Here is a 24,899-nt window from a genome sequence, read left to right as displayed (position 1 = left end):
GGCTCGTCCAGTCTTTTCACCATGTGACCGGAACCCGGTCCACGCGACCAGTCGCCTGGTTCGCGATGACCTTGATGTCGGCCAGGTCCACGGCCAAGCGAAGACCGGGAAACCGGCGGAACAACGCGGGAAAGACGATGCGCAGCTCGGTGCGGGCGAGGTTGGCTCCGATGCACGCGTGCATGCCGTGACCGAAGGCCAGGTGCACGTTGGGTTTGCGATCAGGACTGAACTCGTCCGGGTCGGGAAACACCGCGGCATCGCGGTTCGCCGCGTCGTTGTTGATCAGGACCAGGTCGCCGCGGGCAATGCTGGTTCCGCCGATCTCCAGGTCCTCGTGGGAATAGCGCAGCACGCCGGTCCCCGAGGTCGCGGTCATCCGCAGGATCTCTTCGACCGTCGCGTTGATCTCGCCATCGGGATCGCCTGCGAACCGGTCTCGCCGCCGCGGATCGGACAGCAACCAGAGCACGCCGAAGTCGATGCGGGCAGCGGTCGTCTCATGTCCTGCGAACAACAGGGCCACGGCGAGCATGGCCACATCGCGATCGCTGAACGTGGGATCGTCGACCTGGGCGGCGACCAGGTCGGAGATGACATCGGGGCCCGGATTCTCCCGTTTGACCGCGGCCAGGCGATAGGTGTAGGTCATGAACTCCATCAGTGCCGCTTGAGCGTCCGCGGCGTCGTACATGCCGCCGACCCGTTCGGACAGGCCGCGGAAGAAAGCGCGGTCGCCGTGCGGAACGCCCAGCAGGTCGCAGATCACCAGTGCCGGCAACGGGAACGCCAACAGTTCGTGCAGGTCCACCGTTTCGCCCTGCATGGCCTGCATGTCGTCCAGGCAGCCGGCGGTCAGCTCCTGGATTCGTTCGGTCAGCCGTCTCATCCGGGGTGCCGAGAACGCCGGTGTCAACAGCCTGCGCATCCGCTCGTGCTCGCGCTTCTCGTCGGCGTAGCTGACCCTGGGCCCACCGGCCAACGCCGCCTCCGAAACCCGGGACGCCTTCTCCGGCTCGGGATGCGAGCGGCCGAGGCGCGGATCGCCGAATATCTGCTTCGCCTCGGCGTAGGAGGTCACCAGCCAAGCGGGGTCACCGGCCGGGGTGATCACTCGTGTCAACGGTGCCTCCCGTCGCAGCACGGCGTACAAGGGCGCGGCTTCAAGTGCATTGGGACGGTCGAAGGGAAGCTGGGGCGCCGTCATCGGTTACTCCTTCGTGGTTGAGGTCAGGGCGTTCGCGAGCGCCTTGACCTGGGCGGCGCGGAACCGCCGGGATATACCGGCACACGGTGAAGCGAGGTCGAAGCCGTGGAAGGCGCCACCGATCACCAGCAGCTCGCACTCGACCCCTGCCGCAGTCAGGCCGTTGGCGTAGGCGATGTCTTCCTCGCAGAACAGATCCAGTGAGCCGGTGCCGATCCAGGCCGGTGGCAGTCCGGACAGGTCCGCGCACCGCGCCGGCGCGGCGAGATCGCTGATGCCGGACGATCCCGGCGTGGCCCTCAGGTAGGACTGCCAGCCGAAGCGGTTGGCAGCGTTGCCCCAGCCGCGATAGTTGGTCTCGTCGACATCGGAGCGCGTGGTGGTCCGGTCGTCGATCATCGGATAGGTCAGCAACTGGAAGACAGGCCGCACTTCTCCGCGCTCGCGGGCGAACAGCGCCAGCGCAGCGGCGAGTCCCCCGCCCGCACAGGCTCCGCCGATGGCGATGCGGGTGGCATCGACGTCCGGACGGCCGGCCAACCAGGTGAGCGCGTCGTGGCAGTCGTGCAGCGGAATCGGAAACGGGTACTCCGGTGCGAGGCGATGGTCGACCGAGGCGACGATGATGCCGAGTTCACGAGCGAAGTGGCGGCATACTGCGTCGTCGAGGGCCGCCGTGCCCATCACGTACCCGCCGCCGTGAATCCACAGCAGCGCTGGAGATGGCATGGTGACACCTGCCGCCGGTTGGTACATCCGAACCGAGATCGAGCCGACTGCCTCGACAACGACGCTCTTGGCGCGGCGCAGTCCACGTAGCCGGTCGACCGTCCTCATCAGACGAAGTCGTCGAGCGCTGACCGCGTTACGCGGAAGCCATCGCGCGATCCCACGGAGATCGGGGTGAAACGCGTCGAGGTTCATGGCGACGCCAGTCGTAGCGCGCCGTCCTGACAGATGACCTCGCCGTTGAGGTAGTCGTTCCCGATGATGTCGATCACCAGTCGCGCGAACTCGTCCTCACGACCGAGACGCTTCGGAAACGGCGCGTTCTTGTACCCTGACGGGGTGTGGACGCGCAACCGCACATCAGGTGCGCCTTTCGGATCGGGGACCGCCACATCGAAGGTGTGGAACGGAACGGCCGATTCGTACACCGGCATGCCGGCGAGAGCCGCGGGGTCCATGGCACGAATGGCCTGGTAGTTCACGAGGTCGCGGGCTGGGATTCTCTCGATCCAGGGCGCGAGCTCGGAGTCGAAGGCGTATGGCATGGGTTTCCTCCGCGGTTTCAGGCCGTTGCGCACTCAGGGAATCTGGCCGAGCAGGGTCATGCCGGCGGCCAGCAGTGCATCGATCCTCGAGTAGCCGCAAATGCTGGCGCTGGCGGCGAACAGTCCCGTGGCGAACAGGGACGGGCCGCCCGGCAGGACACCGAGCAGCACGCACCCGAAGAAGATGATCAGGAAGAGGCCGACCAGCACGTACGGTCCGAGCCCAGGCAGCATGGCTTCGGGATTGAGAATCGGTGTAGTGAACCTCCAGGCCCAGTTCGGGGACTCTTCACGCGAGCCTCGTGCCGGAGGCAATCGCTTGGAGGAGCTGGGTGATCTCCCCGCCCGCGTCTTCCGGTGTGGTGTAACCGGTTTCGTCGCGGATCTCCGCCAGATGGTCGCGAACGTCCTCAATCGACAGTTCAGGGTGGTAGTAACCCCTTGTCCTGCCGATGAAGTACCTGGCGACCTGTCCTGCACCCACGGTGTAGATCTCACCGGTGACCGGACACTCTTCATGAGCCAGGTAGGCGACCACGGGTGCGACGAGCGCCGGGTCGAGCTTGCTGATGACGGCGTGCATCATGGCGATGGACGCCGGGTCGCGCTGCCGGCCGGCGGCACCCTCGGCCTCGGCCGTGTTCATGGCGAGCATGCGGGTGGCCGCGATCGGGGCGATCGCGTTGACCTTGATGTTGTGTCCGGCTCCTTCGACGGCGAGGACCCTGGTGAGGCCGATCAGCCCGGTTTTGGCGGCGCCGTAGTGGCTCTTGTGCGTGCTGCCCAGGATGCCCGCGGCCGAGGTGGTGTGGACGATGCGGCCGTAGCCCTGTTCTCGCATGACGCGCCAAGCCGGGACGGTGACGTGGAAAGCGCCCTTGAGGTGCACGTCGATCATCGGGTCGAGGTGATCGGGTGTCATCTCGGCGAGCGGAACGTCGCGGACGATGCCGGCGTTGTTGACGAGGATGTCGACGGCCCCGTAGGCAATGATCGCAGCGCGGACGATTCCCTCACCACCCTCGCGAGTGGCGACGCTGTGGGTGTCCGCCACGGCATCGCCCCCGAGGTCCCGGATCTCCTGGGCGACGGCCTCGGCCGGACCGGCGTCGGCACCCTCGCCGGTGACCGAACCGCCGAGGTCGTTGACCACCACCCGTGCCCCGCGGGACGCCAGCAACAAGGCGTGGTGGCGGCCCAGACCGTTGCCGGCGCCGGTGACGATGGCGATCTTGCCGTCGAATCGGAGGTCCGTCATCACTTCTCCCATGCGACGGGCAGCTCGTGGACGCCGTAGATGCTCATGTCGCCCCGGAACCGGATCTCCTCGATCGGTACGGCGAGCCGCAGGTCCGGCAGGCGGCGCAGCAGCGTGGGCAGCGCGATCTCCAGTTCGGCACGGGCGAGTGTCTGGCCGAGGCACTGGTGGACGCCGTAGCCGAAGGCCATGTGGGTGCGGGTGCTGCGGTCGATGTCGAGGCTGTCGGGGTTGTCGAGGAAGGCGGGGTCGCGGTTGGCGGCGGGCAGGTTCATGATCAGGCCTTCACCCGCTTTCACGAGGGTGCCGCCGATCTCGATGTCCTCCTTGGCCACGCGGGCGACCAGGCTGTGCACGATTGTCAGGTACCGCAACAGTTCCTCGACCGCGTTCGAGATGACCCGAGGGTCCTCGGCGTCGCGGATCCGTGCCAGGGTCTCCGGGTTCTGCAGCAGGGCCAGGGTGCCGAGGCTGATCATGTTGGCGGTGGTCTCGTGGCCGGCGCTGAGCAGGATGAAGCTGTTCATCGCGATGGTCTCGCGGGTCAGCTCCCCGGTCGGCAGGTGCTCGTGGATCAGGCGACTGATCAGCGCGCCGTCGGGATCGTTCTGCTTGCGCGCCACCAGTTCGTACAGATACCCGAAGATCTTGACGTTGGCCTGCTGCCGCTCTTCGGCAGTAGCGGTGCGGCTCATCAGGACACCGGTGATGTCCTGGAAGAACTGGTGGTCGCTGTAGGGCACACCGAGCAGCAGGGAGATCACCAGGGACGGGACGGGCAACGCGTAGGCCTGCACCAGGTCGGCCGGACCGCCGCCGCTGACCATCGCGTCGATGAGCTCACCAGCCAGCTTCTCGATCTCCGGGCGCATGGCGTTGACCCGCTTGACCGTGAAGTCCTTGGTCAGCATCCGCCGCAGCACAGCGTGCTCGGGGTCGTCCATTCTCGGGAAGATCTTCGGCATGGTGTCGCCGTGGTGTTCCCCACTGGCTTGCTGCGCGGCTACCTCAGCACTGATGCGCGGGTCGGTCATGGCGAGCTTGATGTCCTCGTGCCGGCTCACGGCCCACATCTCGTGGCCTTGCCAGTTCACCTTGCGCAGGCCACCCGTCTCGCGCCATTCCCGGTACACGGGCGCCGGGTCGAGCGGACAGCGCGCGTCGCGATCCACGGGGAAGACCGGAAGCCCGGTCTCGGTGCTGGTCATGAAATTCCTCCGGCAGTCAGGCGGCGAGCGCGGAACCCAGGAGGCCCCGGTCACGATGAGGGCGCGGTTCAGGACGAGGGCCTCGTCGTGGTGGCGCAGGTAGGGGCAGGCCTGGGTCTTCACGTCGTACTGGCCGGACCAGAAGTACGGGACCGTGGCGAACGACCGTGGTACCCAGGGGTTGAGGAGCGCAGAGTTCCGGCGCGTCGCCGACGATCACCACTCGGTTCATCGCTCGGCCAGGTGGATGGCGGCGGCCGGACACACCAGGGCCGCCTCACGGACGGCCTCGTGGTGCTGCGGTCCGGGCGTTTCGTCCAGCAGGACCACGACGCCGTCCTCGTCGCGCTGGTCGAAAACCTCGGCCGCGATCAGCACGCACTGCCCGGCGGCAACGCACTTGTCGGCCTCCACGCTCACTTTCATCGGTGCCTCCCATCAAGATTATCTTGCATGCGACTGCAAGTTTCTGCCGCGAGACACACGCTAGCACAACATGCAGTCGACTGCATGTTGCTACCCTGTGGTAATGACAACCGAGAGCGAGCGCCCGTTGCGCGCGGACGCAGCGCGCAACGCCGAGCGCATCGTGCGCACCGCTCGTGCGGTTTTCGCAGATCAGGGCCCAGATGCGCTGCTCGAGGAAATCGCCCGCCGCGCCGACGTGCGCATCAGGACGCTGTACAACCGCTTCCCCAGCAAGGCAGACCTGGTCCGGGCCGCACTCGACCAGGCCATCTCCGAAGACCTCACGCCCGCTGCCGCACAGGCGCTCGCCGACGAGAGTCCGCTGCGCGGCCTCGTCAGCCTGATCGAAGCCGCGATGGGCCTGGCGGCACGCGAGCTGAACACCCTCACCGCCGCCCGCGACGCCGGCATGCTGACCGCGGAGGTCTACACCCCGTTCTACGAGTCGCTGACCCTGCTGGCCCGACGCGCACAGGACGACGGCCTGCTCCGCGCCGACCTCGTCCCCGAGGACCTGAGCCGGCTCATGGCCATGCTGACCAGCACGTTGTGGACCATGGACGCCAATGTCGACGGCTGGCGGCGCTACCTGGCCCTCATGTTCGAAGGCCTGACACCCGCCGCGGCAAAGCCCTTGCCTGCGCCGGTCACGTTGACGACGGAGCGACGAAAGGGCAAGTGGTCACTCTGACCCGAGTGCGACACCGAGGCGATGCTCCGGGTCGTCTTCCCCGCCCTGCGCCTGGCCACCGGACTCGAGGGCCTCGACCCGCCCCTCAGTGATTCGCGGCATCAGCCTCGGAAGCAGTAACATCCGCCAGCGCGTCATCCACGGCGAGCTTCCTCTAGCGTCTCGTTCTCGGAGTCGGAGATCGCCGGGCAACTCCAGATGAGCAAGGCGCCCGTCCGGGAGGCCCTGGCGGCACTGCGGCGACTGGGCTGGGTGGAGGTGATCCCGCGCTCGGGTTACCGGGTGGCGCCGGTCACCCTGCGGGATGCAGGACCTCTTCGAACTGCGGCTGTTGCTCGAGCCCGAGGCCGCCGCACTGGCGGCCAGGCACGCGGCACGGCAACCAGACGAGGTCGCGGCGCTGCGGGAGTTCTGCCAGCGTGAGGAGGCAGGTCCAGAGGCGGAGACGGCTCCGGCGGACTGGCTCACTGATCACTACCGGGCGCATCGCCGCATCGCTGTCATGGGCGGAAACGTCGAGCTCGAGCGGGTGCTCGACGAGGTCCTGCTGAAGATGGAGCGGTATCACGCTCTCGATGTGACCGGGCAGGCACCACCGTCCGCCGACGCGGCGAGCACCCATCGCGCACTCGTGGAAGCGATCTCCGCCGACGACTCGGCCGCAGCGAGGACCCTGACCGCGGTTCATGTGCGGGTGGCGCATGGCCGAGCGGTCGCCGCCATTCTGGACAGTGAGGCGCTACGCACTGTCCATCTGGCGGCGCTGGGCCCGGCGGCCGGTCAGCGCCCTCGCGAATCGCGGGTGCGTACGGCCTGAATCGAGTGATTGGGCGCCGGAGTCCAAGCAGTACGCCGCGACATGCCGCACACAATGGGCCCTTCGGTTCGAGAATAGGCACAATCCCTGGCATGAACCGGGCACGCGTGGTGATCTGTGACGACCAGGAGCTCATCCGCAGCGCCCTGCGCATGATCGTGACCAGCCAGCCAGACCTCGAACTGGTCGGCGAAGCCGCGGACGGAGCACAGGCCGTGCGGCTGGCGGCCGAACACCGCCCGGACCTGATGCTGATGGACGTGCGCATGCCGGTGCTCGACGGAGTGGAAGCCACTCGGCGCGTGTGCGAGATCAGCCCCAACACCAAGGTGCTGATGGTCACCACGTTCGACCTGGACGAGTACGTCGAGCGCGCCCTGCGTCAGGGTGCCAGCGGATTCCTGCTCAAGGACGCCACCAGCGAGGAAATGCTGGTCGCCATCCGCGCGACGCTGCGCGGTGACGCGGTGATGGCACCGGCGGTGGTTCAGCGACTGGTCGAGCGGCACCTCAGCACGCCGGCCGCGCCGCAACCTGACCCGCGGCTGCAACGCCTGACCGACCGCGAACGAGAAGTCTTCGCGCTACTGGCCAAGGGTGCCAACAACGTCGAGATCGCGGGCCGGCTCTTCCTGGGCGAGACGACCGTGAAAACCCACGTGAGCAGAGTGTTGTCCAAACTGGACCTGCGAGATCGCGTCCAGGCGGTCGTGTACGCCTACGAGAGCGGATTCGTCCAGCCACGCCAGGACTCGACCGCCTCCGCCGAAGACCCCGGCCGTTGATCCCGGCGCACACGGACAACCCCGAATATTTCTGGTGATCTCTCAGGGTCACGTCATCCCACGGTAGGACACGATCTCCACCGCACGGCCACCACCGCGGCCGTCCAGGCGGACGCGCACGACACTGTCCACGAGGGACTGTTGTCGGCATGAGCACGACATCGTGGAGGACGTTCACCAGAGCCGCACTGCGTGCTCCGAGACTCGTGGGAGCCATCTCACCGAGCTCACCTCACCTCGCCGAGCGCCTGGCGGTGGTCATCCCCGATGACGGTCACCCCGTCGTCGCCGAACTCGGTCCCGGCACCGGCGCCGTCACCACGGCGATCACCGCGCGCCTGCGTGGCCGGGGACACCAGGTCGCGATCGAGGCCGACTCCGGCATGCTGTCCTACTTCCGCCGCCAGCACCCCGAAGTGCCCGTCCACCACGCCGATGCCGCCGACATCGAGGACGTGCTCGCCATCGAGGGCCACGAGCGCGCCGACGTGGTGATCTCCGGTCTGCCGTGGACTCTGTTCGACCACGCCAAGCAGCAGTTGCTGCTCGAGCGGATCATCGCGGTGCTCGCACCGCATGGAGTGTTCACCACGTTCGCCTACCTGCAGGGTCTCGGCCTGCCCACCGGCAGGCAGTTCCGCCGGCTGCTCGACCAGTCCTTCGGCGAAGTGCTGCCCACCCGGACGATCTGGGCGAACATGCCCCCGGCGATCACCTACGTGTGCCGCCGGCCGCGCCTGCGATGAGCCGCGGCCGCTGGCGCGTCTACCTGTCGGTGACGCCGTTGCCCGCGATCGCCTGTGTCCTGCTCGGGGTCGGCGACACCACCATCGGCAGCGCCGCCATCGGCGCGCTGATCTGGCTCACCGCGGTGGTCTACGTGCTTCCACTGCCCGGCACATCGCCTCCACGCCCCCGGCCACACCGACTTCGTTCCCCCACTCACCACAACCACGACCGGCAAGGAGTTCTCCGCAAATGACCAGCAGGCTGTTCACCAGTGAGTCGGTGACCGAGGGGCATCCGGACAAGATCTGCGACGCGATCAGCGACTCGATCCTGGACGCACTGCTGGCGAAGGACCCGCGTTCCCGCGTCGCGGTGGAGACGATGGTCACGACTGGTCAGGTCCACGTCGCGGGTGAGGTCACAACGGAGGCCTACGCCGACATCCCCACGATCGTGCGCGAGAAGATCCTGGGGATCGGCTACGACTCGTCCGCGAAGGGCTTCGACGGCCGTTCGTGCGGCGTGAACGTGGCCATCGGCGCGCAGTCCCCGGACATCGCGCAGGGTGTCGACACCGCGTTCGAGAACCGCGTCGAGGGTGCGGCCGACGAGATCGACAAGCAGGGCGCGGGCGACCAGGGCCTGATGTTCGGGTACGCGTGCACCGACACGCCCGAGCTCATGCCGCTGCCGATCGCCCTCGCGCACCGGCTTTCCCGCCGCCTGACCGAGGTGCGCAAGGAGGGCACCATGCCGTACCTGCGTCCGGACGGCAAGACGCAGGTCACCGTCGAGTACGCGGGTGACCAGCCGGTGCGTCTCGACACCGTCGTCGTCTCCACGCAGCACGCCGACAGCATCGACCTCGACACCATGCTCGGCGTGGACATTCGCGAGTTCGTGCTCGGCCCGACACTCGCGGAACTGCCGATCGACACGTCGGACGTCCGCCTGCTCACGAACCCGACCGGCCGTTTCGTCGTCGGCGGCCCGATGGGTGACGCGGGCCTGACCGGCCGCAAGATCATCGTCGACACCTACGGCGGCATGGCCCGTCACGGTGGCGGCGCGTTCTCCGGCAAGGACCCGTCGAAGGTCGACCGCTCCGCCGCGTACGCCATGCGCTGGGTCGCCAAGAACACCGTGGCCGCCGGTCTGGCCACCCGCGTCGAGGTCCAGGTCGCCTACGCGATCGGCAAGGCCGCCCCGGTCGGCCTGTTCGTCGAGACCTTCGGCACCGAGACCGTCGACCCGCAGAAGATCCAGCAGGCCATCACCGAGGTCTTCGACCTCCGGCCCGCCGCGATCATCCGCGACCTCGACCTGCTGCGCCCGATCTACGCCCCGACCGCCGCGTACGGCCACTTCGGCCGCACCGATGTCGACCTGCCCTGGGAGTCGACCGACCGTGCCCACGCACTCGCCAGCGCCGCCGGACTCACCTGAGTCATGCCGTTGTCCTCCACATCTTCGATCTACGGCCTCTTGCTGATCGACGCCATCCCCGCCGCGGCGTTGGCGCTGATCGGATTCCTCAACCGCCCTTCAGCACGACACAGCAGCGGCGACGAAGACACGCCAGACGAGCCTCCCCGTCACCCCGACCTCTTCAAAGACAAGAAAGAACGATGACACAAGCTCAGACCCACAACGGCATCGACTTCGCGGTGGCCGACCTGTCGCTCCATGAGTTCGGCCGCAAGGAGATCCGTCTGGCCGAGCACGAGATGCCCGGCCTGATGGCGTTCCGTCGCGAGTACTCCGGGGTGTACCCGCTCAAGGGTGCGCGCATCTCCGGCTCGCTGCACATGACCATCCAGACCGCCGTGCTGATCGAGACCCTGGTCGACCTGGGCGCCGAGGTCCGCTGGGCCTCCTGCAACATCTTCTCGACCCAGGACCACGCGGCCGCCGCGGTCGTCGTCGGCCCGTACGGCACCGAGGAGGAGCCCAAGGGCGTCTCCTGTTTCGCCTGGAAGGGCGAGACGCTGCCGGAGTACTGGTGGACGGCCGAGCAGATGCTCACCTGGCCGGACGGCAAGGGCCCGAACATGATCCTGGACGACGGCGGCGACGCGACGCTGCTCGTCCACAAGGGCGTGCAGTACGAGGCGGCCGGTGTCGTCCCCGCGGCTTCCGAGGACGACTCCGAGGAGTACCAGATCGTCCTCGAGACGCTGCGCAACTCGCTCGCCGCGGACGGCAAGAAGTGGACGAACATCGCGGCGGGCATCCGCGGCGTCACCGAGGAGACCACGACGGGCGTCATGCGCCTGTACCAGCTGGCCTCCGCCGGTGAGCTGCTGTTCCCGGCCATCAACGTCAACGACGCCGTCACCAAGTCGAAGTTCGACAACCGCTACGGCATCCGCCACTCGCTGATCGACGGCATCAACCGCGGCACCGACGTCCTGATCGGCGGCAAGGTCTGCGTCGTCGCGGGCTACGGCGACGTCGGCAAGGGCTCGGCCGAGTCACTGCGCGGCCAGGGCGCCCGCGTGATCGTCACCGAGATCGACCCGATCTGCGCGCTCCAGGCGGCCATGGACGGCTACCAGGTCGCGAAGCTCGAGTCGGTCCTCCCGATCGCCGACATCGTGATCACGACGACCGGCAACAAGGACGTCGTCACCGTCGAGCACATGGCGCAGATGAAGCACCAGGCGATCCTGGGCAACGTCGGCCACTTCGACAACGAGCTGGACATGGCAGGCCTCGCCCGCTACCCCGGCATCCGCAAGAACAACATCAAGCCGCAGGTCGACGAGTGGATCTTCCCGAACGGCCGCACGATCATCGTGCTGTCCGAGGGCCGCCTCATGAACCTGGGCAATGCGACCGGCCACCCGTCGTTCGTCATGTCGAACTCGTTCTCCAACCAGGTGATCGCCCAGATCGAGCTGTTCACCAAGCACGAGGAGTACGACAACGAGGTCTTCCGCCTCCCGAAGGTGCTGGACGAGAAGGTCGCCCGCATCCACCTCGAGGCGCTCGGCGGCGAGCTGACCAAGCTCACCAAGGAACAGGCCGAGTACATCGACGTCGACGTCGAGGGCCCGTTCAAGCCCGAGCATTACCGCTACTGAGCGACGCACGGATCGTCCTGGAAGCGGACCTGCCCGGTCCCCCAGCCCGATGCCGTGGCGAACTCACCCACGAAAGCTGATGTCATGTTCACCGACTGGGCCGACACCTTGACAACACTGCCCCCGCACACTCTCCTGCTCGTCGCCGCGGGCCTGATGTTCGTCGAGACCGCCCTGCTGGTCGGATTCGCTGTGCCGGCCGAGCTCACCCTGCTCGTCGTGGGTCTGCTCAGCTACCAAGGCGCCCTCCCGCTCGTGGCGGGGCTGCCGGTCTGCGTCGCCGCCGGGATCGCCGGCGACCAGGCCGCATACTGGACCGGACGGACTTTCCACGCCAGAACACCGACCTCGACCAGGATGGCCCGCTACCGCGAGCGCGCCGAGTCACTCCTGCGCAGGCGGGGCGGACCTGCCGTGTTCCTCGCCCGCTGGATCCCGTTCGTCCGCACCTGCATGCCCGTCACAGCCGGCGCATCCGGCCTCTCCGCCCCGGTGTTCACGCTCTTCGCCGCCGCGGGTGTCGCGACCTGGATGTCCGCCACGGTTCTCATCGGCTACGCCGCCGGTGGCTCACTGGCGATGGCGACCACGTGGGCCGGTCGCGGAACAGCGACCGTGTGCCTCGTGGTCGCCATCGCAGCGGCCGTCGTGATCATCCGCCGCCGTCACTCGGCGAGGAAGACTCCCTGAAGGACTCACACCATTGCCCGGTGTCACCAGGCGGGCATCATCGGCGCGGGGTAGCGGTCGCCGGCCGCGCCGTCCGGCAGGAGCGAGCCGATCAGATCCAGGGCAGCAATCGCGTATGATTGCCTGATCGTCTCACCATGGCCGGCGCGTGGAGCGCAGTGGAGGGAATCGCATGCTGGACCGTCTCGCCCAGGCGATCACCGACCACCGCAACGGCCCGTGGGCCACCACCGTTGATGGCGTAACGCGAGGATCTCGACGTCCTTCTCACGGTCGGTCATACGCAAGAGCCATAGCGCGGCGAAGGCGTGGGAGACGGCGAGATAGGCGAAGCGGACCAGCACGGCCGCGATCATGCCAGATGACGATCGGCAACTTGCCGATGCCACTGACCTGCACGGACGTACTTCTCGGCACGCACAGGGCTCATCGTCGGCGACACGATCACGAACCTGCGCGCCGCGTTGGACCACACCTCCTGGACCGCGGCGCTGGCTCGCGGCGGAGTCCCGGACAAGCCTCACCTCGTGACGTTTCCGCTGGCCAGCGCTGACGACAGAAACTTCCGAAACAAGAAGCGGGAGCTCAAGCCGCTCGTCTCGCCGGCGTTCTGGGACCTCGGCGAAGCCGAACTCGACGATCTCGCGACCAGCCGCGGCGAGCGCGACGAGGCGCCTTGTGAACGGCGCGTACTTGGCCAGCATCCTGCCCTCCTCGCAGCCGTGAAGCTCAGCCCGCGAGGAGAAGGTCGCGGGGATCGAGATTGCGCGTGCTGTGCCGCCACGCCGCAGCGATGGGAACGAGCAACGCGACGTAGCCAACCGCTGGCACCGCGACCCAGCCGTGAATGTGGCTGCCTGCTTTGACCAGCATGAGCACGAGGTAGGTGAGATTGATCAGCCCGACGCCGCCGTAGGTGATCAGTGTGGTCAGGCGGTGCGGCACTGGCGCTGTGTGGATGTTGGTGGCCAACTCGGTCGCTGCGGCACCGACGTCGGCGGGACCGCCCGCGCCGAGGATCTCGCGTTCGAGCGTGAGGATCGACCGGGCCCGGACGGCGGCCAGGTTGAGCAGTTGCGAGTGGAAAGCCGCGATGCAGACCAGCGGGAAGGGCAGGAGGCTGATCGCCCAGCCGAGCAGGTCCAGCTTGTCGTAGAAGGCGATGGTGCCGACGAGATAGGTGACCGCCGCGCCCATCGTGGCGAGGCTGACGGTGAGCGTGGTGACTCGGTCGGCGCGGTCGCTCTGGTAGACGGCGATCAGTGCGTGCAAGCGGTCAGCCACGGGCAGGCCCTTCTTCCAGCCGAAGACTTTCGCCCTGATCGTGCCGTACCACCGGTCGCGATGGCGCTATCCAGGTGCCGCGAGTCGGCGCTTGGCTCCGTGTGCCGCTGATCGGGTGATCCACTGGGCCGCTCTGCTGAATCTCGCTGCCTGCTTCCGCCGCACTGCCTAAGCTCGACGGTCCTGGACACGTGGAGGGCGGCGTGGCGGAACGGGCGCGGTTCGACGACATGATCGTGGTGCTGCCCGGTGTCGGCGGCAGCGTGCTGCGCGATGCGGCCGGGCCGGTGTGGGAACCGTCGATCGGCATGGCCGGCTCGCTGCTGCGCGACCGGCACGACGTGCTCGCCCGGCTCTCCGGTGATCGGGAGAAGCTGGACGACCCGGACCACCGGGACGGGGTGGTCGCGACCGGATTGATCAGCACGCCGGTCGCCGTGCCGGGATTCGCGACGCTCGACCAGTACACGCCGTTGCGGCGGACGCTCGGCGCGGCGTTCGAGCTGAGACGCGGGGATCCCGCCGATGGTGACGGCCCGCCCTCGAACTACTTCGAGTTCGCTTACGACTGGCGGCGGGACAACCGGGTGTCCGCACTCGCGCTCAAGATCCTGATCGACCGGGAGCTGGCGAAGTGGCGCACGTACCAGATAGGCGGCAGGCCGAAGGTCGTCCTCGTGTGCCACAGCATGGGCGGGCTGGTGGCGAAGTACTACCTCGACGTGCTGGGCGGCTGGCGCGACTGCCGCACGTTCATCACCTTCGGCACCCCGTTCCGCGGCTCGGTCAAGGCGATGAACGTGCTGGCCAACGGGTTGAGCCGATTCGGCATCGACTTCGTCGCACTGTCCGAGGTGCTCAGAAACTTCACCTCCTTCTACCAGCTCCTCCCCCGCTACCCGGTGGTGGCGCGGCAGCCGGGCGGGCCGCTGGCGCGGGTGAGCGAGCTGACCGAGAACGTCGGCGGGCTCGACGTCGAGCGCGCCCGCCGTGCCTACGAGGACTTCCACCGCGCGATGGATCCGGAGCGGTCCTCACATCAGGGAAAGCGGCTGGACGAGCTGGTGCGCATGCGGCCGATCGTCGGCCACGGGCAGACCACCCCGCAGTCCGCCGTCATCGACCGAACCGCTCTGAGCGTGTCCACCGAACTCGTGTCGGACGACCCGCGGGTCCTCGCGTACGGCACGGGTGACGGCACGGTGCCCGAGCTCTCGGCGCTGCCGATCGAGCTCTCCGACGAGGGCCCGTGGTGGTGGGAGAACGGAAAGCACTCCACCATGCACACCTCCTCGAACACGCTGGCGAACCTGGTGAAGACGCTGATGATGGGCTCCGCAGGGCTCAGCGATCTGCAGGGGCCGGAACAACGGGCGTGGGAGGAGGTGGCCCGGCCTGCGGAAGTCACCCTCGACGTCCGCGTCGACGAGGTCAACCCGAGCGGCGAACCGGTCACCATCGACTGCGTGCTGAGCGATCCCGATGTAACCGAAACCCCCCGATTGACGATTTCCGAGGACGTACCCGTCGAACGAACGGAAACCGAAGAGGGATACAGGTATCGCGTGAGGGGGCTCTCCGTCGGCACGCACGAGCTCAAGGTCGACTGGGCCGCGTGCTCGGTGAGCGACGTCGTCGAAGTCTGCTGAAACGACAGTGGTGGGCGTGTGGACTGGCAGAAGTGGAACAAGAACGAGCCGGCACGGCTTGCCTGCTACGTCCAGGTGGCCGAGACGGTGCGCGTGTTCGGTCCCCCGCACGTGGACGCCGATCTGCGCCGCGATCGCCTGGCCACCGTTCGCCACGTGTACGAATTCCTCTCCTCCAAGGGAATTCCGTACGACACCTCGCAGGTCGACTTCGCCGGCCACCACGAGGCCGAACAGGTCATCAGGCAGCCGTCGGAAGTGCGCGACGGCGGAAACTGCCTCGAACTGACGTTGCTGTTCGCGGCGCTGTGCCAGCGAGCGGGTCTCCGCACGCTGCTGGTGTTGCTGGAGCAGCACGCGATGATCGCGGTCCGGCTCGACCACGACGTCGAGTCACTCGGCGCCAGCCCCGGCCCCCACGACTACGAGCTGCTCAGCGGCGGGCTGCTGCCCGCGGGCTGTGACCTGCACGGCAAGGCGGCCAAGCTGGCCGAGTGGGCGGAGATGGGCCGCTGCGTCCTCGTCGAGTGCACCGGGATGGCCGGCTGGAGCGGAAGCCTGAGCTTCGACGACGCCGTCGTGAAAGCCCGGTCGCGGCTGACCGGTGCAGCGTCGGGCGCGTTGACCCAGGTCGTCGACGTCACCCTCCTCCTCTTGAACAACAAGTCCCCGTACCGGCCCTACGCCGTGACGGCACAGTCGGCGTCCTCCGTGGACGCGGCGGACGTGGTCCTGGGCAACACCGCGCTCGAGGTGGTCAAAACGTACCTGGCCCGGCTCGACAACCCGCCTCCCGAGCCGCCGCGGTGGAACGCCGACGGCCTGCACACGATGCTGACCGCGGTGGGAGGTGGCTCCGCACTCGGCGTTGTGCTCGAAGGCCTGGGCAAGGCGCTGGAGGCGGCCGCGTTCGCGGTGAACTGGATGCCGCACGAGCTCACGACGGAGCGACTGCGCGCGGCGATGATGGAGATCTTGCCTGGCAAGCCGCTGCCGGACGCCGCCGCCGTCGAGACCGACTACTTCTCCCACGTCTTCCTCCATCGCGCTCCCAGGGGCGACCGCTGGGAGGCCGCGCTGGTGGACTACCTGGCCGCCGTGGCGCTCGGCGGCGGACTGGACGTGCGCCATCCGAGGTTCCGCGGCTGGGCGGCGAGCGTGCTCACGGTGGTCGGGGCGAACGACGCGATCAAGGCGGCGGAAGAGCGGCACAGCCTCACGCGATGGCGGCTGCGGATCAGTCTGCACGGATCGCCGACCGGATGGTGGCCGGAATCCGTCACGGCGTGGTTGTTCAACGGGGACACGCAGGTCTCCGTGGAAACGGAACCGTGCGACCCGGAGCAGAGCTCGGTCGAGGCCGCGGTGGCCGACCTGCTGGCATCGGCGATCGACACCACCGAGTACCGGGGTGGCGAGCTCAAGCAGGTCGAGATCGCGGTGCCGACACCGCTGCTGGTGATCTGGTATCCGGAGAAGACCACTGTGGTCAGCCGAATCGGGTTGCATCACGACGTGGTCGTCCGCTGGAGTGAACGGCTCGGCCCGCCACAACACATGCGCAGGATGCTGTCCGAGGCGCCGAAGCGGTGGAAGTTCATCGAACAGCATGGCGCGGACGGACTGGACTGGCTGGAGCCCGAGCAGGCCAGTGACGTCAAGGCGCTGCGCAGGCAGTTGGAGAACGGCACGTACCAAGGCGCCGTGGGCCTGCGTTTCCTGCCGGAGCAGCGGCACGACCTGCTGGAGACGCTGCTGTCGTTCTCACCGGTGCTGCTGTGGCCGGACAACGACCAGTGCACCTGGGACGGTATCGAGCAAGAGCTGAGCCAGCACTGGGAGTCGCTGCCCAGGGCACTCGCGGACGCCTACCGCACCAGTTGGACGCAACAGGACGAGCCGCCGCCGCTCGCGGTCGTGCGGGCGGTGTGGGACGACGAGGACTGGATGGCGTTCTGCCGCAGCTATCTCAGGTCACAGACGAGCCTTCGGCGATTGGGAGGATGACCCATGGCGTGGGACCCCTACTACCGCGGTGACAACGAGGCGCGGGACGTCGCGCTGCCGGAGCCACCGCCGTGGCGGACGTTCCCGCTGACCGAGCAGGTCTCGTCGAAGACGTTCCAGCCACCGCACGGACTCGTCGACGCGGTCAACGCCGCGCTGTGCCTGCACCGCCCGCTGCTGCTGACCGGCCCACCGGGATCGGGCAAGTCGACGGTGGTGGACTCGATCGCGACGGAGTTGAAGCTCGGCGCAGTGCTGCGCTGGCACATCACCTCACGCAGCACGCTCACCGAAGCGCTCTACCGCTACGACGCGCTGGGCCGGCTCGACGCGACCCAGCACAACGAGCCCGACGACATCGGCCGCTTCGTCGAGCTCGGTCCACTCGGCACCGCGTTGCTGCCGGGCGACCGGCCACGGGCCGTGCTCATCGACGAGATCGACAAGAGCGACATCGACCTGCCGAGCGACCTGCTCAACGTGCTCGAACGCGGCGAGTACACGATTCCCGAGCTGTCCAGGCACAAGACCAGGCGGATCAAGGTCCGCCGGTCGGGCGGCGAAGGCATCGCCACGATCCGCAACGGCAGGGTGCAATGCACGACGTTCCCCGTGATCGTGATGACGAGCAACGGTGAACGGGACTTCCCCGCCCCGTTCCTGCGGCGCTGCATCCGCTTCGAGGTCCCGAAGCCCAGCGCCGGCGACCTGACCAGGATCGTGACCGCGCACCTGGGCGCGGAGGCGGCAGCGCGGGCGAACGACCTCCTCGCCGGTTTCCTGCAGCAGCTGACGAGCGGGCGGACCGTCGCGACCGACCAGTTGCTCAACGCGATCTACCTGGTGGAGGGACTCGAGGGCGAGCAGCGCGACACCCTGTCAAGGCTTCTGCTGCGTGCTCTCTCGGAAGCCTGAGCCGTGCTCGACCGGCTGATCCGCGGGCTCATCGCGTTCTCGGACGACATCGACGCGATGTCGGTCGCGGACGCGTTGTGGCTCGCCCACGCCATGCAGCCGGAACCCGAAATGGTGCCTCCTCCTCCGGAGGCACCCGATGTGGCACCGCGAGCCGTACCCGACTTCGGGCCGACGAGGCGAGACAAGCCACCGCCGGAGGAGCAGGAGCGACCGGACGAAGCGGACGTCGTCGCCCCGGTGGCCGACGACGAAACCAAGGGCCGCAAGGGATCTCGAACGGAACTGCCCACAGGTAGGGCGCTGGCGCAGAGCCTCGACATCGCCCGCGCGCTGCGGCCGTTCAAACAGAGGTTCCTCGACCTCGCCCGGCTCGAGCTCTCGGTCGACGACACCATCGAGCAGTTCGTGGCGACCAAGCGGCTCAGCCCCGTGCTCGTCCCGGCCAGGGAACGCTGGTTCAACGTCGACGTGGTGGTCGACCGATCCACCTCCATGGCGGCGTGGGACGACACCATCACCGAGCTCATGACCGTCCTACGCGGCACGAGCGCGTTCCGCACCGTCGAGAAGTGGCACATCGACCCGAACGAAGCCAAACCGTTGCTGCACAAGACGAACAAGATCACCTTGAAGCCACGCGGGCTGCGGGATCCGCGCCAGCGCCGGCTCGTGATCGTCTTCTCCGACTGCGTCGCGGAAGGCTGGTACCGCAAGGAGATCTGGTCGGTCCTGCGCGATTGGGGCTCCGCCACCCACACGCTGCTGATGAACCCGCTGCCGCAGAAGCTGTGGCGTCGCACCGGGCTCGACCAGCCGGCCAGCCGCCTGCGCCCGTCCAGGCCGGGCGCACCCAACGGCGATCTCAAGTTCGGTTTCTCCCCGCTGTTGCGCAGGGCTCCCGGCGGCGACCGCTGGCTCCCCCTGCCCGTGGCCGGCCTGTCCGTCGCCTCGCTCGGCCAGTGGGCCTGCACAGTCATGGCCAAGAATCCCAGCGGCTGCGACGGTGTCCTGCTCCCGCCCGACAGCGAAGTGCCGCCGGCAGACCTGGACCACCTCGCCGAGGATCCACCGGACGGAGAGGAACTCGTCAAGTCGTTCCGCCTCACCGCGTCCGGTCCCGCGTGGCGCATCGCCGTCCTCTGCGCGAACCAGGACGTCCTGCACGTGCGGGTGCTGCGGTTCATCCAGCGCGAGCTCGTGCCGGACGCCCAGCCGGCCGACCTGGCCGAGGTGCTGACCAGCGGCTTGTTCAACGAGGCCGCCGGATCGACGCCGGAGGACATGGTGATCGCGCTCCGCGACGGTGTCAGCGAACATCTCCTGACCTACGCGTCCTCATTGGACACCTGGACGCTGGTCAACGCGCTGACCGACTACACCCGGTCGGAGGCGTCGACGGACGGCCAGGTCGCCGCCGTGGTGCTGGACGACGGCGGCGAACTGACGATGTCCGAGCACCTCAAGCCGTTCGCCCGCGCGGCGAGGAAAGCCGCGGAGTTGCTCCAGCCGTCGCCGGCCTCAGTGCCGGTGACGGTCCCCGAACCCGAACCCGTGACGCCCCCGCCGCCGGCCTTCGAGACCTTGATGAAGGGCAGGTTCGTCGGCATAGGTGTCGGCTCGTACGACACGATCCAGCCGCTGCCGCACGCGGTGAGCGACGTGCGGGAGTTCGGCGCCATGCTCAAGGGCCTCGAAGGCAAACCGCTGGCCGACCCGACCGAGGCCGAGATCCGCGAGCACATGAAGTCGCTGCGGCAGAACCCGCAGGACGGCGACGCGCTGGTGGCGTTGTGGAGCGGGCACGCGATCCCCGTCGCGGGCAACCTCAGGCTCCTGGCCAGGGACAACGATGGCGTCGTCGACGGCATCATGCTGCACGAGTTCGCGCTGTGGTGTGCCGCGTCGGGCGCGCACCAGGTGCTCATCATCGTCGACGCCTGCTACTCGGGCGCGCAGCTCGACGAGGCCGTTCGCACGGTCGCCGCCGTGCAGGAGGAGCTGCTGGCGGGCCAGGTCCACTGGGCGGGCGTGCTGGTGTCGTGTTCGAGCGTCGAAACGGCCCGTGACGGCCTGTTCGGCAGCAAACTGCGCCGGCTGCTCAGGTCCGGACCGGCAACGGCCGAGGATGCATGGCGCTGGAGCGACGGCACGCCGCTGATCGACGGCGGGGCGTTCGGAACCGCGTTGCTGAACGCATGGGACAGCGACACGCAGCGGCCGCGGTTCATGCAGTACGGCTTGGCACAACCGATGCTGCCGAACCCGCTGTACGCGCGGCAGCCGATCGTGAAGCATCTCCTGCTGGCGGCACGCGGCGGTGACTCACGCGACGGCCGCTCGTGGTTCAGCGGCCGCACGGCGGAGGTCGACCGCCTCGTCGGCTGGGTCAGGTCGGGTGTCGCCGGCCTGCGGGTGGTCACCGGGTCGCCCGGCACCGGCAAGTCCGCGCTCGTCGGCCGGGTGGTGAGTCTCTCGAACCCGGCCGAACGCGCTCGTCTGCTCACGTCCGGGTGGTCCTGGCGACACGAGGATCCCGGCGAGAGCTCGATCGTGGCCAACGTCCACGTGCGGGCGATGGACGCGAACCAGGTCGCCGACGTGATCAGCCGGCAGATGGTCACTTCCGGCCTGATCCCTCCCCCGGACGGCCCCAGACGCGACGCGGCGGAGCTGGTCGGGCTCCTGGCGCGGCACACCGGCGAGCCGCCGGTCGTCGTGGTGGACGGGCTGGACGAAGCGCGAGGTGAAGCGTTCTCGATCGCGACGACGCTGCTCACCCGGATCGCCCAGTACTGCGTGGTGATCGTCTCGACCAGGCAGGCGCACCGGGTGGCGGGTGGCGCGCCGCTGCTCACCGAGCTGTCGCCGGTCGAGGTGGTCGACCTCGACGAGGCGGACAACGCGGCGGACATCCGCGCCTACGTACTGGCCCGGCTCGGCCCCGACGTTCCTCGGTCCACAGTGGACCAGCTGGCGCACCTGTCGTTCCTGACCGTGTGGATGATCACCGAGCAGGCGCTCGCGGACGGTCGCGCGGACCCCGCGCTGTCGCTGGACGCGGCGTTCGACCGTGAACTCGCGAAGGTGCCGTCCGCGCGTGCGTTGCTGACGGCGCTGACGTGGAGCTACGGCGCGGGCTTCCCCGAGGCCGAGTGGATCGCGGTCGCCGAGGCATTGTCCGACGCGACGTTCAGTCGTGACGACATCACGGCCGTGCTCACCGAACTGAGACAGCACATCATTCAGGACGGCGAGGGAGGCGCCACGGTCTTCAAGCTCACGCACCAGACGTTCGCCGACCACCTGCGGCCGCCGTTCGCGCCCAGCCGCGCCAAGGTGTTCGCCCCCGGCGCGGAGATGGTCGCGAACGCACTGATCCGGCTGTACCGCCAGCGCGTGGAGGCGGGCGTGCCGCCGGACGTACAGGGCTACCTGTGGAAGTACGCGTGGCGGCACTGCGGGAACGCGGGCGGGCGGGCGTTGGACGGCCTGCGCGACCTGGCCGTGATGAACAGGATGCTCCTGCCCGACGTGGCGCTCGCTGCCATGACGGTCGCGAACGAGCTGACGCGGTGGGGTCGTGGTGACGAGGCCATCGAACCTCTGGAGGAGGCGGCTGACCACTTCCGCGCGCTGGTGCCGACCACCCGGATGTACTTGGCGGACCTCGCACAGGCGCTCAACCGGCTCGGGCAGCGGTACCGCGAGGCCGGACGGCTGCAGCAGGCCGTGGCGCCCGCGGAAGAAGCCGTGGTGCGGTACCGCGAGCTGGTCAACGAGACTCCGACGACGGCGGAATCCTCTACGCACAAACGACTTGCTCAACGCATCGCCAACCCGGCGACGCGCGGCGGCGACAATTCCACCTATGCCTCCCATCTCAGCGGGGCACAGGTCGATCTCAGCGAGATCTACGCGATGCTCGGTCGTCGCGACGAGGCGCTCTCCACCGCACGGGACGCCGTGGCCGTGGCCGCAGGCGGCGACGACGCCCCGCTGGCGCGCGCGATGACGTGTCTCGCGGCGCGATGCCGCGAAACCGGGCTGCGGTACGAGGCCATGCAACGTTCCACGCGGGTCGTCGAACTGTGCCACAGGCTCTCGCAGACGAACCCGGCGAGCCTCTCGGCCCTGGTCAGCGCGCAGGTAGAGCTGAGTCGCGACTTCCTGGCGATGGGCAGGCTGGCAGAGGCCGACCGCGCCACCCGGCAGGCCGCCGAGATCAGCGGCACGCTCGGCAGGCACGCCGCGTTCCGGCCACAGCTCGTGGACGCGGCGCTGAGCCTGAGCGTCGCCTACAGCATGGTCAACCGAACCGACGAGGCCCTGAACACCGCACGTCAGGCCGCCGACCTCGCGGACGGCCTGCGGATCCACGGCCAGGCACTGCACAACCTGATGCGCCGCCAACGCGACGCCGGCAGGCAGAGAGAGGCGCTGGTGACCGGGCTGCGCGCCGTCGAAGTGTGCTTGCTGCCGGAGCACGCGGACGAGCTGACCACCACCCTCCCCGCGATCCTGTTCACGCTCGACACGGTCTGCGCGGACCTGCGGCAGCCGGAGATTCTGGACGAGACCTGGGTACGAGCGACCAACCGGCTCGTCGGTCCGCCGCTCGCCGTCCTCCTCATGCTGCGCGCGGCTTCCGCGCGAGCCGGAGACCCCCAAGCCGCCGAGTGGTTGCATCAGGCACTCGGGCACGTAGGTCAGTCCCGTCAGGTGATCCGCGACGTGCACGAGATCGCGCGCCGCCACTTCAGCTCGGACCGGCCGTGGCAGTGGGACATCGCGCCGGATTGGCTGACCGTCGACCGCAGGCTCCTCGCGACCGCCCGCGCCTGGGTGTTCGCCCGTTCCTACGCCGAAGAGCGCGCGATCCTGCTCGAACACCCCGAGCTGCTCTCCCCGGACGCGGACGTGGCGGTCACCGAGGCGCTGTACGGGGTCAGTCTCGTCGAGGCACAGGCCCTCCATTCCAGACGCGCCACCGCCCAGCAGTACGGCGTCCAGCACGCGTACCGGCCTTGGCTGCTGGCGAGCCTCGCCGACGAGTTCGTCGACTCCACCCCCGCACGCCGGCGGGAACTGCTCGCGACGAGACGAGACGAGTTGCTGGACAAGGAAGTTCTCAGGAACGTCCGGGACAACCGGCCGGTGCGCGCGCTGCTGCTGCTCGCCGTCGAGGACTCCGCAGCCCTCGACTTCGTGCTGGAAGCACAGGAAAACCCTGAGCTCACAACGGAAGTCCTGCGCCTACTGGCTCCCGCCGTGTCACCACGGGCGCTCAGGCAGGCCGTGACGGCACTGGAGCCACACCCGCTGGCCGCGCTCTACAAGGTGGTGGCACGGGTGCGAGCCGGGGACGGCAGGCTTTCTCTTCCGCACCCCGACCAGCGCCAAACGTGGATCAACGAGCTCACCCGGCTGCTAGCTTCCCTGCCGGAGCTCGCCACGGTGATCCGGAAGCTGTCCGACCCGGACTGACCTGTGGGGTTTGTGCGTGCCGAAAACCTCATCCATGCAGGTTAAGCCGCATGGCGATACTCGTGTGGATGACGCCGCCGAGACGGTCCTGCCGATCTGCGGTGAGGCGTTCGATCTGGCCGGGTTCGAGAGGCTGTACGGCTTGGTGTTCCTCGAACACGGCACCAGGCGCCTGCACACCACCGGCGTCACCACCCCCGTGGGGTTGTGCGTGCCGAAAACTGCGTCCGCGCAGGTCAAGCAGCACGGTAATACTCGTGGATGACTCCGCCGAGACGGTCCTGTCGATCTATGGCGAGGCGTTCGATCTGGACGGGCTCAAGGGGCTGGGGCCGGGCTCTCAAGGGTGCTGCGGCGCCGAACAGCTCTGCTCCGACAAGGCACCGGTTCACTCGGTCGGCCTCTTCACCTTGGGCCGCCTGTTTTCTCCTGCCTGGGAGGCTCAGCCTACGAGCGAGCGCAGCGCTTTCTCGGACGGGCTGCCGGCCTCCGCGGTGTAGACGACGAGTTCCTGGTCCGGGTGCGTGTCGACGGAGAACTGCTGCACGTCGAGCTCCAGCGTCCCGGCGACCGGGTGGTGGTAGACCTTCAGCAGCTGGCGCGGCCCGCGCACCTGGTGGCTCGCCCACCACTTGCGGAAGTCGGCGTCCCGCACACTCAGCTCCCCCACCAGCGCGCTGAGCGCCTGGTCGTCGGGGTGCTTGCCCGCCTCCATCCGCAGCACGGCCACGCATTCGCGCGCTGAGCGCGACCAGTCGCCGTACAACGCGCGGAAGTCCGGGTCCAGGAACGTCAAACGGATTAGATTGCGTTCAGCGGGCGGCAGTGCGCCGAAGTCGGTCAGCAACGCCACCGCTCCCGCGTTCCACGCCAGCACGTCCAGTCGCCGGTTCAGCACGAACGCCGGCACGTCGGACATCGAGTCGAGCAGCTGCCGCAGCTGCCGCGCGACCTCGGTCCTCCCCGGTCGTGGTGTCGGCGCCGGTGCCACATCGGCCACCGTGAACAGGTACGCCCGCTCGTCCGCGGCCAGCTGCAACGCGTCGGCCAGCGCTTCGAGCACCGGCCGCGAGACCCGGTTCGTGCGGCCCTGTTCGAGCCGGACGACGTAGTCGACGCTCACGTGCGCGAGCTGGGCCAGCTCCTCGCGCCGCAGGCCGGGCACCCGGCGCAACCGGCCGTCGTCGGGGAAGCCCGCCGCCGCCGGATCGACCGCGGCCCGGCGGGCCCGCATGAACTCACCCAGTTCACCGTCCATGCCACCAGTGTCCCTGGTGGACGCGCGACCGTGCCTGGTACTGGGTTGCATAGGCAGAGTTCTCCCTGGCTGGCCTGCACAGCCAC

Annotated in this window: 23 protein-coding genes and 1 pseudogene; 14 read left to right on the top strand and 10 right to left on the bottom strand. The window is 68.4% G+C overall.

All coding sequences use genetic code 11. From position 1 onward, the window contains the following. Positions 1-16: 16 nt before the first annotated feature. From B0F77_RS15865 to B0F77_RS15835, 7 genes and pseudogenes are all read right to left on the bottom strand, one after another. A complete protein-coding gene (locus tag B0F77_RS15865) occupies positions 17-1,207 on the bottom strand; it encodes a cytochrome P450 (RefSeq protein ID WP_086663651.1) in 1,191 nt (396 codons plus the stop codon). 3 nt (positions 1,208-1,210) lie between these two features. Further along, positions 1,211-1,963, bottom strand: a complete 753-nt coding sequence (locus B0F77_RS15860; RefSeq protein WP_281252519.1) for an alpha/beta hydrolase — start codon at positions 1,961-1,963, stop codon at positions 1,211-1,213. 164 nt (positions 1,964-2,127) lie between these two features. Further along, positions 2,128-2,259 (bottom strand): annotated as a pseudogene (locus tag B0F77_RS49770) (3-hydroxyacyl-CoA dehydrogenase); the annotation flags it as partial. Between the two features lie 255 nt (positions 2,260-2,514). After that, a complete protein-coding gene (locus tag B0F77_RS15850; RefSeq protein ID WP_086663648.1) occupies positions 2,515-2,715 on the bottom strand; it encodes a hypothetical protein in 201 nt (66 codons plus the stop codon). Positions 2,716-2,770: 55 nt separating this feature from the next. Next, entirely contained in the window at positions 2,771-3,739 is a 969-nt protein-coding gene (locus B0F77_RS15845; RefSeq protein WP_086663647.1) for an SDR family NAD(P)-dependent oxidoreductase, read from the bottom strand. Then, positions 3,739-4,947 (bottom strand): cytochrome P450, encoded by a 1,209-nt coding sequence (locus tag B0F77_RS15840; protein ID WP_086663646.1) that lies wholly within the window; start codon positions 4,945-4,947, stop codon positions 3,739-3,741. The genes B0F77_RS15845 and B0F77_RS15840 overlap by 1 nt, the downstream gene beginning before the upstream one ends. Before the next feature lie 228 nt (positions 4,948-5,175). Continuing rightward, complete coding sequence (locus B0F77_RS15835) at positions 5,176-5,373, bottom strand: ferredoxin (protein WP_086663645.1); 198 nt, start codon at positions 5,371-5,373, stop codon at positions 5,176-5,178. Positions 5,374-5,476: 103 nt separating this feature from the next. On the opposite strand from B0F77_RS15835, the gene B0F77_RS15830 reads away from it, so the two are divergent. The 9 genes from B0F77_RS15830 (at position 5,477) to B0F77_RS15785 (ending at position 12,213) form a co-directional block, all read left to right on the top strand. Next, positions 5,477-6,106, top strand: a complete 630-nt coding sequence (locus B0F77_RS15830; RefSeq protein WP_086663644.1) for a TetR/AcrR family transcriptional regulator — start codon at positions 5,477-5,479, stop codon at positions 6,104-6,106. Positions 6,107-6,286: 180 nt separating this feature from the next. Beyond that, entirely contained in the window at positions 6,287-6,529 is a 243-nt protein-coding gene (locus B0F77_RS50870; protein WP_425435663.1) for a GntR family transcriptional regulator, read from the top strand. Then, entirely contained in the window at positions 6,411-6,923 is a 513-nt protein-coding gene (locus B0F77_RS15820; RefSeq protein WP_086663642.1) for an FCD domain-containing protein, read from the top strand. Before B0F77_RS50870 ends, B0F77_RS15820 begins: the two co-directional genes overlap by 119 nt. Before the next feature lie 92 nt (positions 6,924-7,015). Continuing rightward, positions 7,016-7,708, top strand: coding sequence for a response regulator (locus B0F77_RS15815; protein WP_086663641.1), 693 nt, complete (start codon positions 7,016-7,018; stop codon positions 7,706-7,708). A 149-nt stretch (positions 7,709-7,857) separates the two neighbouring features. After that, the gene (locus tag B0F77_RS15810) at positions 7,858-8,454 is read left to right on the top strand and encodes a class I SAM-dependent methyltransferase (protein ID WP_211293818.1); all 597 of its coding nucleotides are present in this window, start codon (positions 7,858-7,860) and stop codon (positions 8,452-8,454) included. Between the two features lie 232 nt (positions 8,455-8,686). Beyond that, entirely contained in the window at positions 8,687-9,883 is a 1,197-nt protein-coding gene (gene metK / locus B0F77_RS15800; RefSeq protein WP_086663639.1) for a methionine adenosyltransferase, read from the top strand. Between the two features lie 39 nt (positions 9,884-9,922). Next, positions 9,923-10,069, top strand: a complete 147-nt coding sequence (locus B0F77_RS47870) for a hypothetical protein (RefSeq protein ID WP_158102706.1) — start codon at positions 9,923-9,925, stop codon at positions 10,067-10,069. Next, positions 10,066-11,523, top strand: coding sequence for an adenosylhomocysteinase (gene ahcY / locus B0F77_RS15790; protein ID WP_086663637.1), 1,458 nt, complete (start codon positions 10,066-10,068; stop codon positions 11,521-11,523). The genes B0F77_RS47870 and ahcY overlap by 4 nt, the downstream gene beginning before the upstream one ends. An 84-nt stretch (positions 11,524-11,607) precedes the next feature. Beyond that, positions 11,608-12,213, top strand: a complete 606-nt coding sequence (locus tag B0F77_RS15785) for a DedA family protein (RefSeq protein ID WP_086663636.1) — start codon at positions 11,608-11,610, stop codon at positions 12,211-12,213. A gap of 197 nt (positions 12,214-12,410) precedes the next feature. On the opposite strand, the gene B0F77_RS47135 is transcribed toward B0F77_RS15785, so the two are convergent. Together B0F77_RS47135 and B0F77_RS15780 are read right to left on the bottom strand one after the other, a co-directional pair. Beyond that, positions 12,411-12,917 (bottom strand): hypothetical protein, encoded by a 507-nt coding sequence (locus B0F77_RS47135; RefSeq protein WP_143466749.1) that lies wholly within the window; start codon positions 12,915-12,917, stop codon positions 12,411-12,413. Between the two features lie 25 nt (positions 12,918-12,942). Further along, positions 12,943-13,497 (bottom strand): hypothetical protein, encoded by a 555-nt coding sequence (locus B0F77_RS15780; protein ID WP_086663635.1) that lies wholly within the window; start codon positions 13,495-13,497, stop codon positions 12,943-12,945. Positions 13,498-13,700: 203 nt separating this feature from the next. On the opposite strand from B0F77_RS15780, the gene B0F77_RS15775 reads away from it, so the two are divergent. Genes B0F77_RS15775 through B0F77_RS15755 form a run of 5 tightly spaced genes read left to right on the top strand, consistent with a single transcriptional unit; the run spans position 13,701 to position 23,820 of the window. Then, positions 13,701-15,146, top strand: a complete 1,446-nt coding sequence (locus tag B0F77_RS15775) for a lipase family alpha/beta hydrolase (RefSeq protein ID WP_143466748.1) — start codon at positions 13,701-13,703, stop codon at positions 15,144-15,146. A gap of 18 nt (positions 15,147-15,164) precedes the next feature. Next, positions 15,165-17,153: a vWA-MoxR associated conflict system protein gene (locus B0F77_RS15770; RefSeq protein ID WP_086663633.1), complete on the top strand. Its 1,989-nt coding sequence runs from the start codon at positions 15,165-15,167 to the stop codon at positions 17,151-17,153. A gap of 3 nt (positions 17,154-17,156) precedes the next feature. Continuing rightward, positions 17,157-18,068 (top strand): AAA family ATPase, encoded by a 912-nt coding sequence (locus B0F77_RS15765; RefSeq protein ID WP_086663632.1) that lies wholly within the window; start codon positions 17,157-17,159, stop codon positions 18,066-18,068. Positions 18,069-18,071: 3 nt separating this feature from the next. Beyond that, positions 18,072-23,555 (top strand): SAV_2336 N-terminal domain-related protein, encoded by a 5,484-nt coding sequence (locus B0F77_RS47865; protein ID WP_086663631.1) that lies wholly within the window; start codon positions 18,072-18,074, stop codon positions 23,553-23,555. A 16-nt stretch (positions 23,556-23,571) separates the two neighbouring features. Beyond that, positions 23,572-23,820 carry a hypothetical protein gene (locus tag B0F77_RS15755; RefSeq protein ID WP_143466746.1) on the top strand — a complete coding sequence of 83 codons (249 nt, stop codon included), beginning with the start codon at positions 23,572-23,574 and terminating at the stop codon, positions 23,818-23,820. A gap of 177 nt (positions 23,821-23,997) precedes the next feature. Here the strand turns inward: B0F77_RS15755 and B0F77_RS15750 are convergent, their stop codons facing one another. Continuing rightward, positions 23,998-24,813 (bottom strand): helix-turn-helix domain-containing protein, encoded by an 816-nt coding sequence (locus B0F77_RS15750; protein ID WP_086663629.1) that lies wholly within the window; start codon positions 24,811-24,813, stop codon positions 23,998-24,000. Between the last annotated feature and the right edge of the window lie 86 nt (positions 24,814-24,899).

The organism is Lentzea kentuckyensis, from assembly GCF_002150765.1.
Taxonomy (GTDB): Bacteria; Actinomycetota; Actinomycetes; order Mycobacteriales; family Pseudonocardiaceae; genus Lentzea; species Lentzea kentuckyensis.
Note: the sequence above shows the minus strand (reverse complement) of the source record. Positions and strands in the feature narration are given on the sequence as shown.

Bases quoted from the DNA above. Each gene is read 5' to 3' on its own strand.
- metK (WP_086663639.1), top strand. From the start codon at position 8,687: ATGACCAGCAGGCTGTTCACCAGTGAGTCGGTGACCGAGGGGCATCCG.
- B0F77_RS15830 (WP_086663644.1), top strand. From the start codon at position 5,477: ATGACAACCGAGAGCGAGCGCCCGTTGCGCGCGGACGCAGCGCGCAAC.
- B0F77_RS15815 (WP_086663641.1), top strand. From the start codon at position 7,016: ATGAACCGGGCACGCGTGGTGATCTGTGACGACCAGGAGCTCATCCGC.
- B0F77_RS47135 (WP_143466749.1), bottom strand. From the start codon at position 12,917: ATGCTGGCCAAGTACGCGCCGTTCACAAGGCGCCTCGTCGCGCTCGCC.
- B0F77_RS15845 (WP_086663647.1), bottom strand. From the start codon at position 3,739: ATGACGGACCTCCGATTCGACGGCAAGATCGCCATCGTCACCGGCGCC.
- B0F77_RS15860 (WP_281252519.1), bottom strand. From the start codon at position 1,963: ATGTACCAACCGGCGGCAGGTGTCACCATGCCATCTCCAGCGCTGCTG.
- B0F77_RS15865 (WP_086663651.1), bottom strand. From the start codon at position 1,207: ATGACGGCGCCCCAGCTTCCCTTCGACCGTCCCAATGCACTTGAAGCC.
- ahcY (WP_086663637.1), top strand. From the start codon at position 10,066: ATGACACAAGCTCAGACCCACAACGGCATCGACTTCGCGGTGGCCGAC.
- B0F77_RS15750 (WP_086663629.1), bottom strand. From the start codon at position 24,813: ATGGACGGTGAACTGGGTGAGTTCATGCGGGCCCGCCGGGCCGCGGTC.
- B0F77_RS15765 (WP_086663632.1), top strand. From the start codon at position 17,157: ATGGCGTGGGACCCCTACTACCGCGGTGACAACGAGGCGCGGGACGTC.
- B0F77_RS15820 (WP_086663642.1), top strand. From the start codon at position 6,411: ATGCAGGACCTCTTCGAACTGCGGCTGTTGCTCGAGCCCGAGGCCGCC.
- B0F77_RS15840 (WP_086663646.1), bottom strand. From the start codon at position 4,947: ATGACCAGCACCGAGACCGGGCTTCCGGTCTTCCCCGTGGATCGCGAC.
- B0F77_RS15810 (WP_211293818.1), top strand. From the start codon at position 7,858: ATGAGCACGACATCGTGGAGGACGTTCACCAGAGCCGCACTGCGTGCT.
- B0F77_RS15850 (WP_086663648.1), bottom strand. From the start codon at position 2,715: ATGCTGCCTGGGCTCGGACCGTACGTGCTGGTCGGCCTCTTCCTGATC.
- B0F77_RS15835 (WP_086663645.1), bottom strand. From the start codon at position 5,373: ATGAAAGTGAGCGTGGAGGCCGACAAGTGCGTTGCCGCCGGGCAGTGC.
- B0F77_RS15785 (WP_086663636.1), top strand. From the start codon at position 11,608: ATGTTCACCGACTGGGCCGACACCTTGACAACACTGCCCCCGCACACT.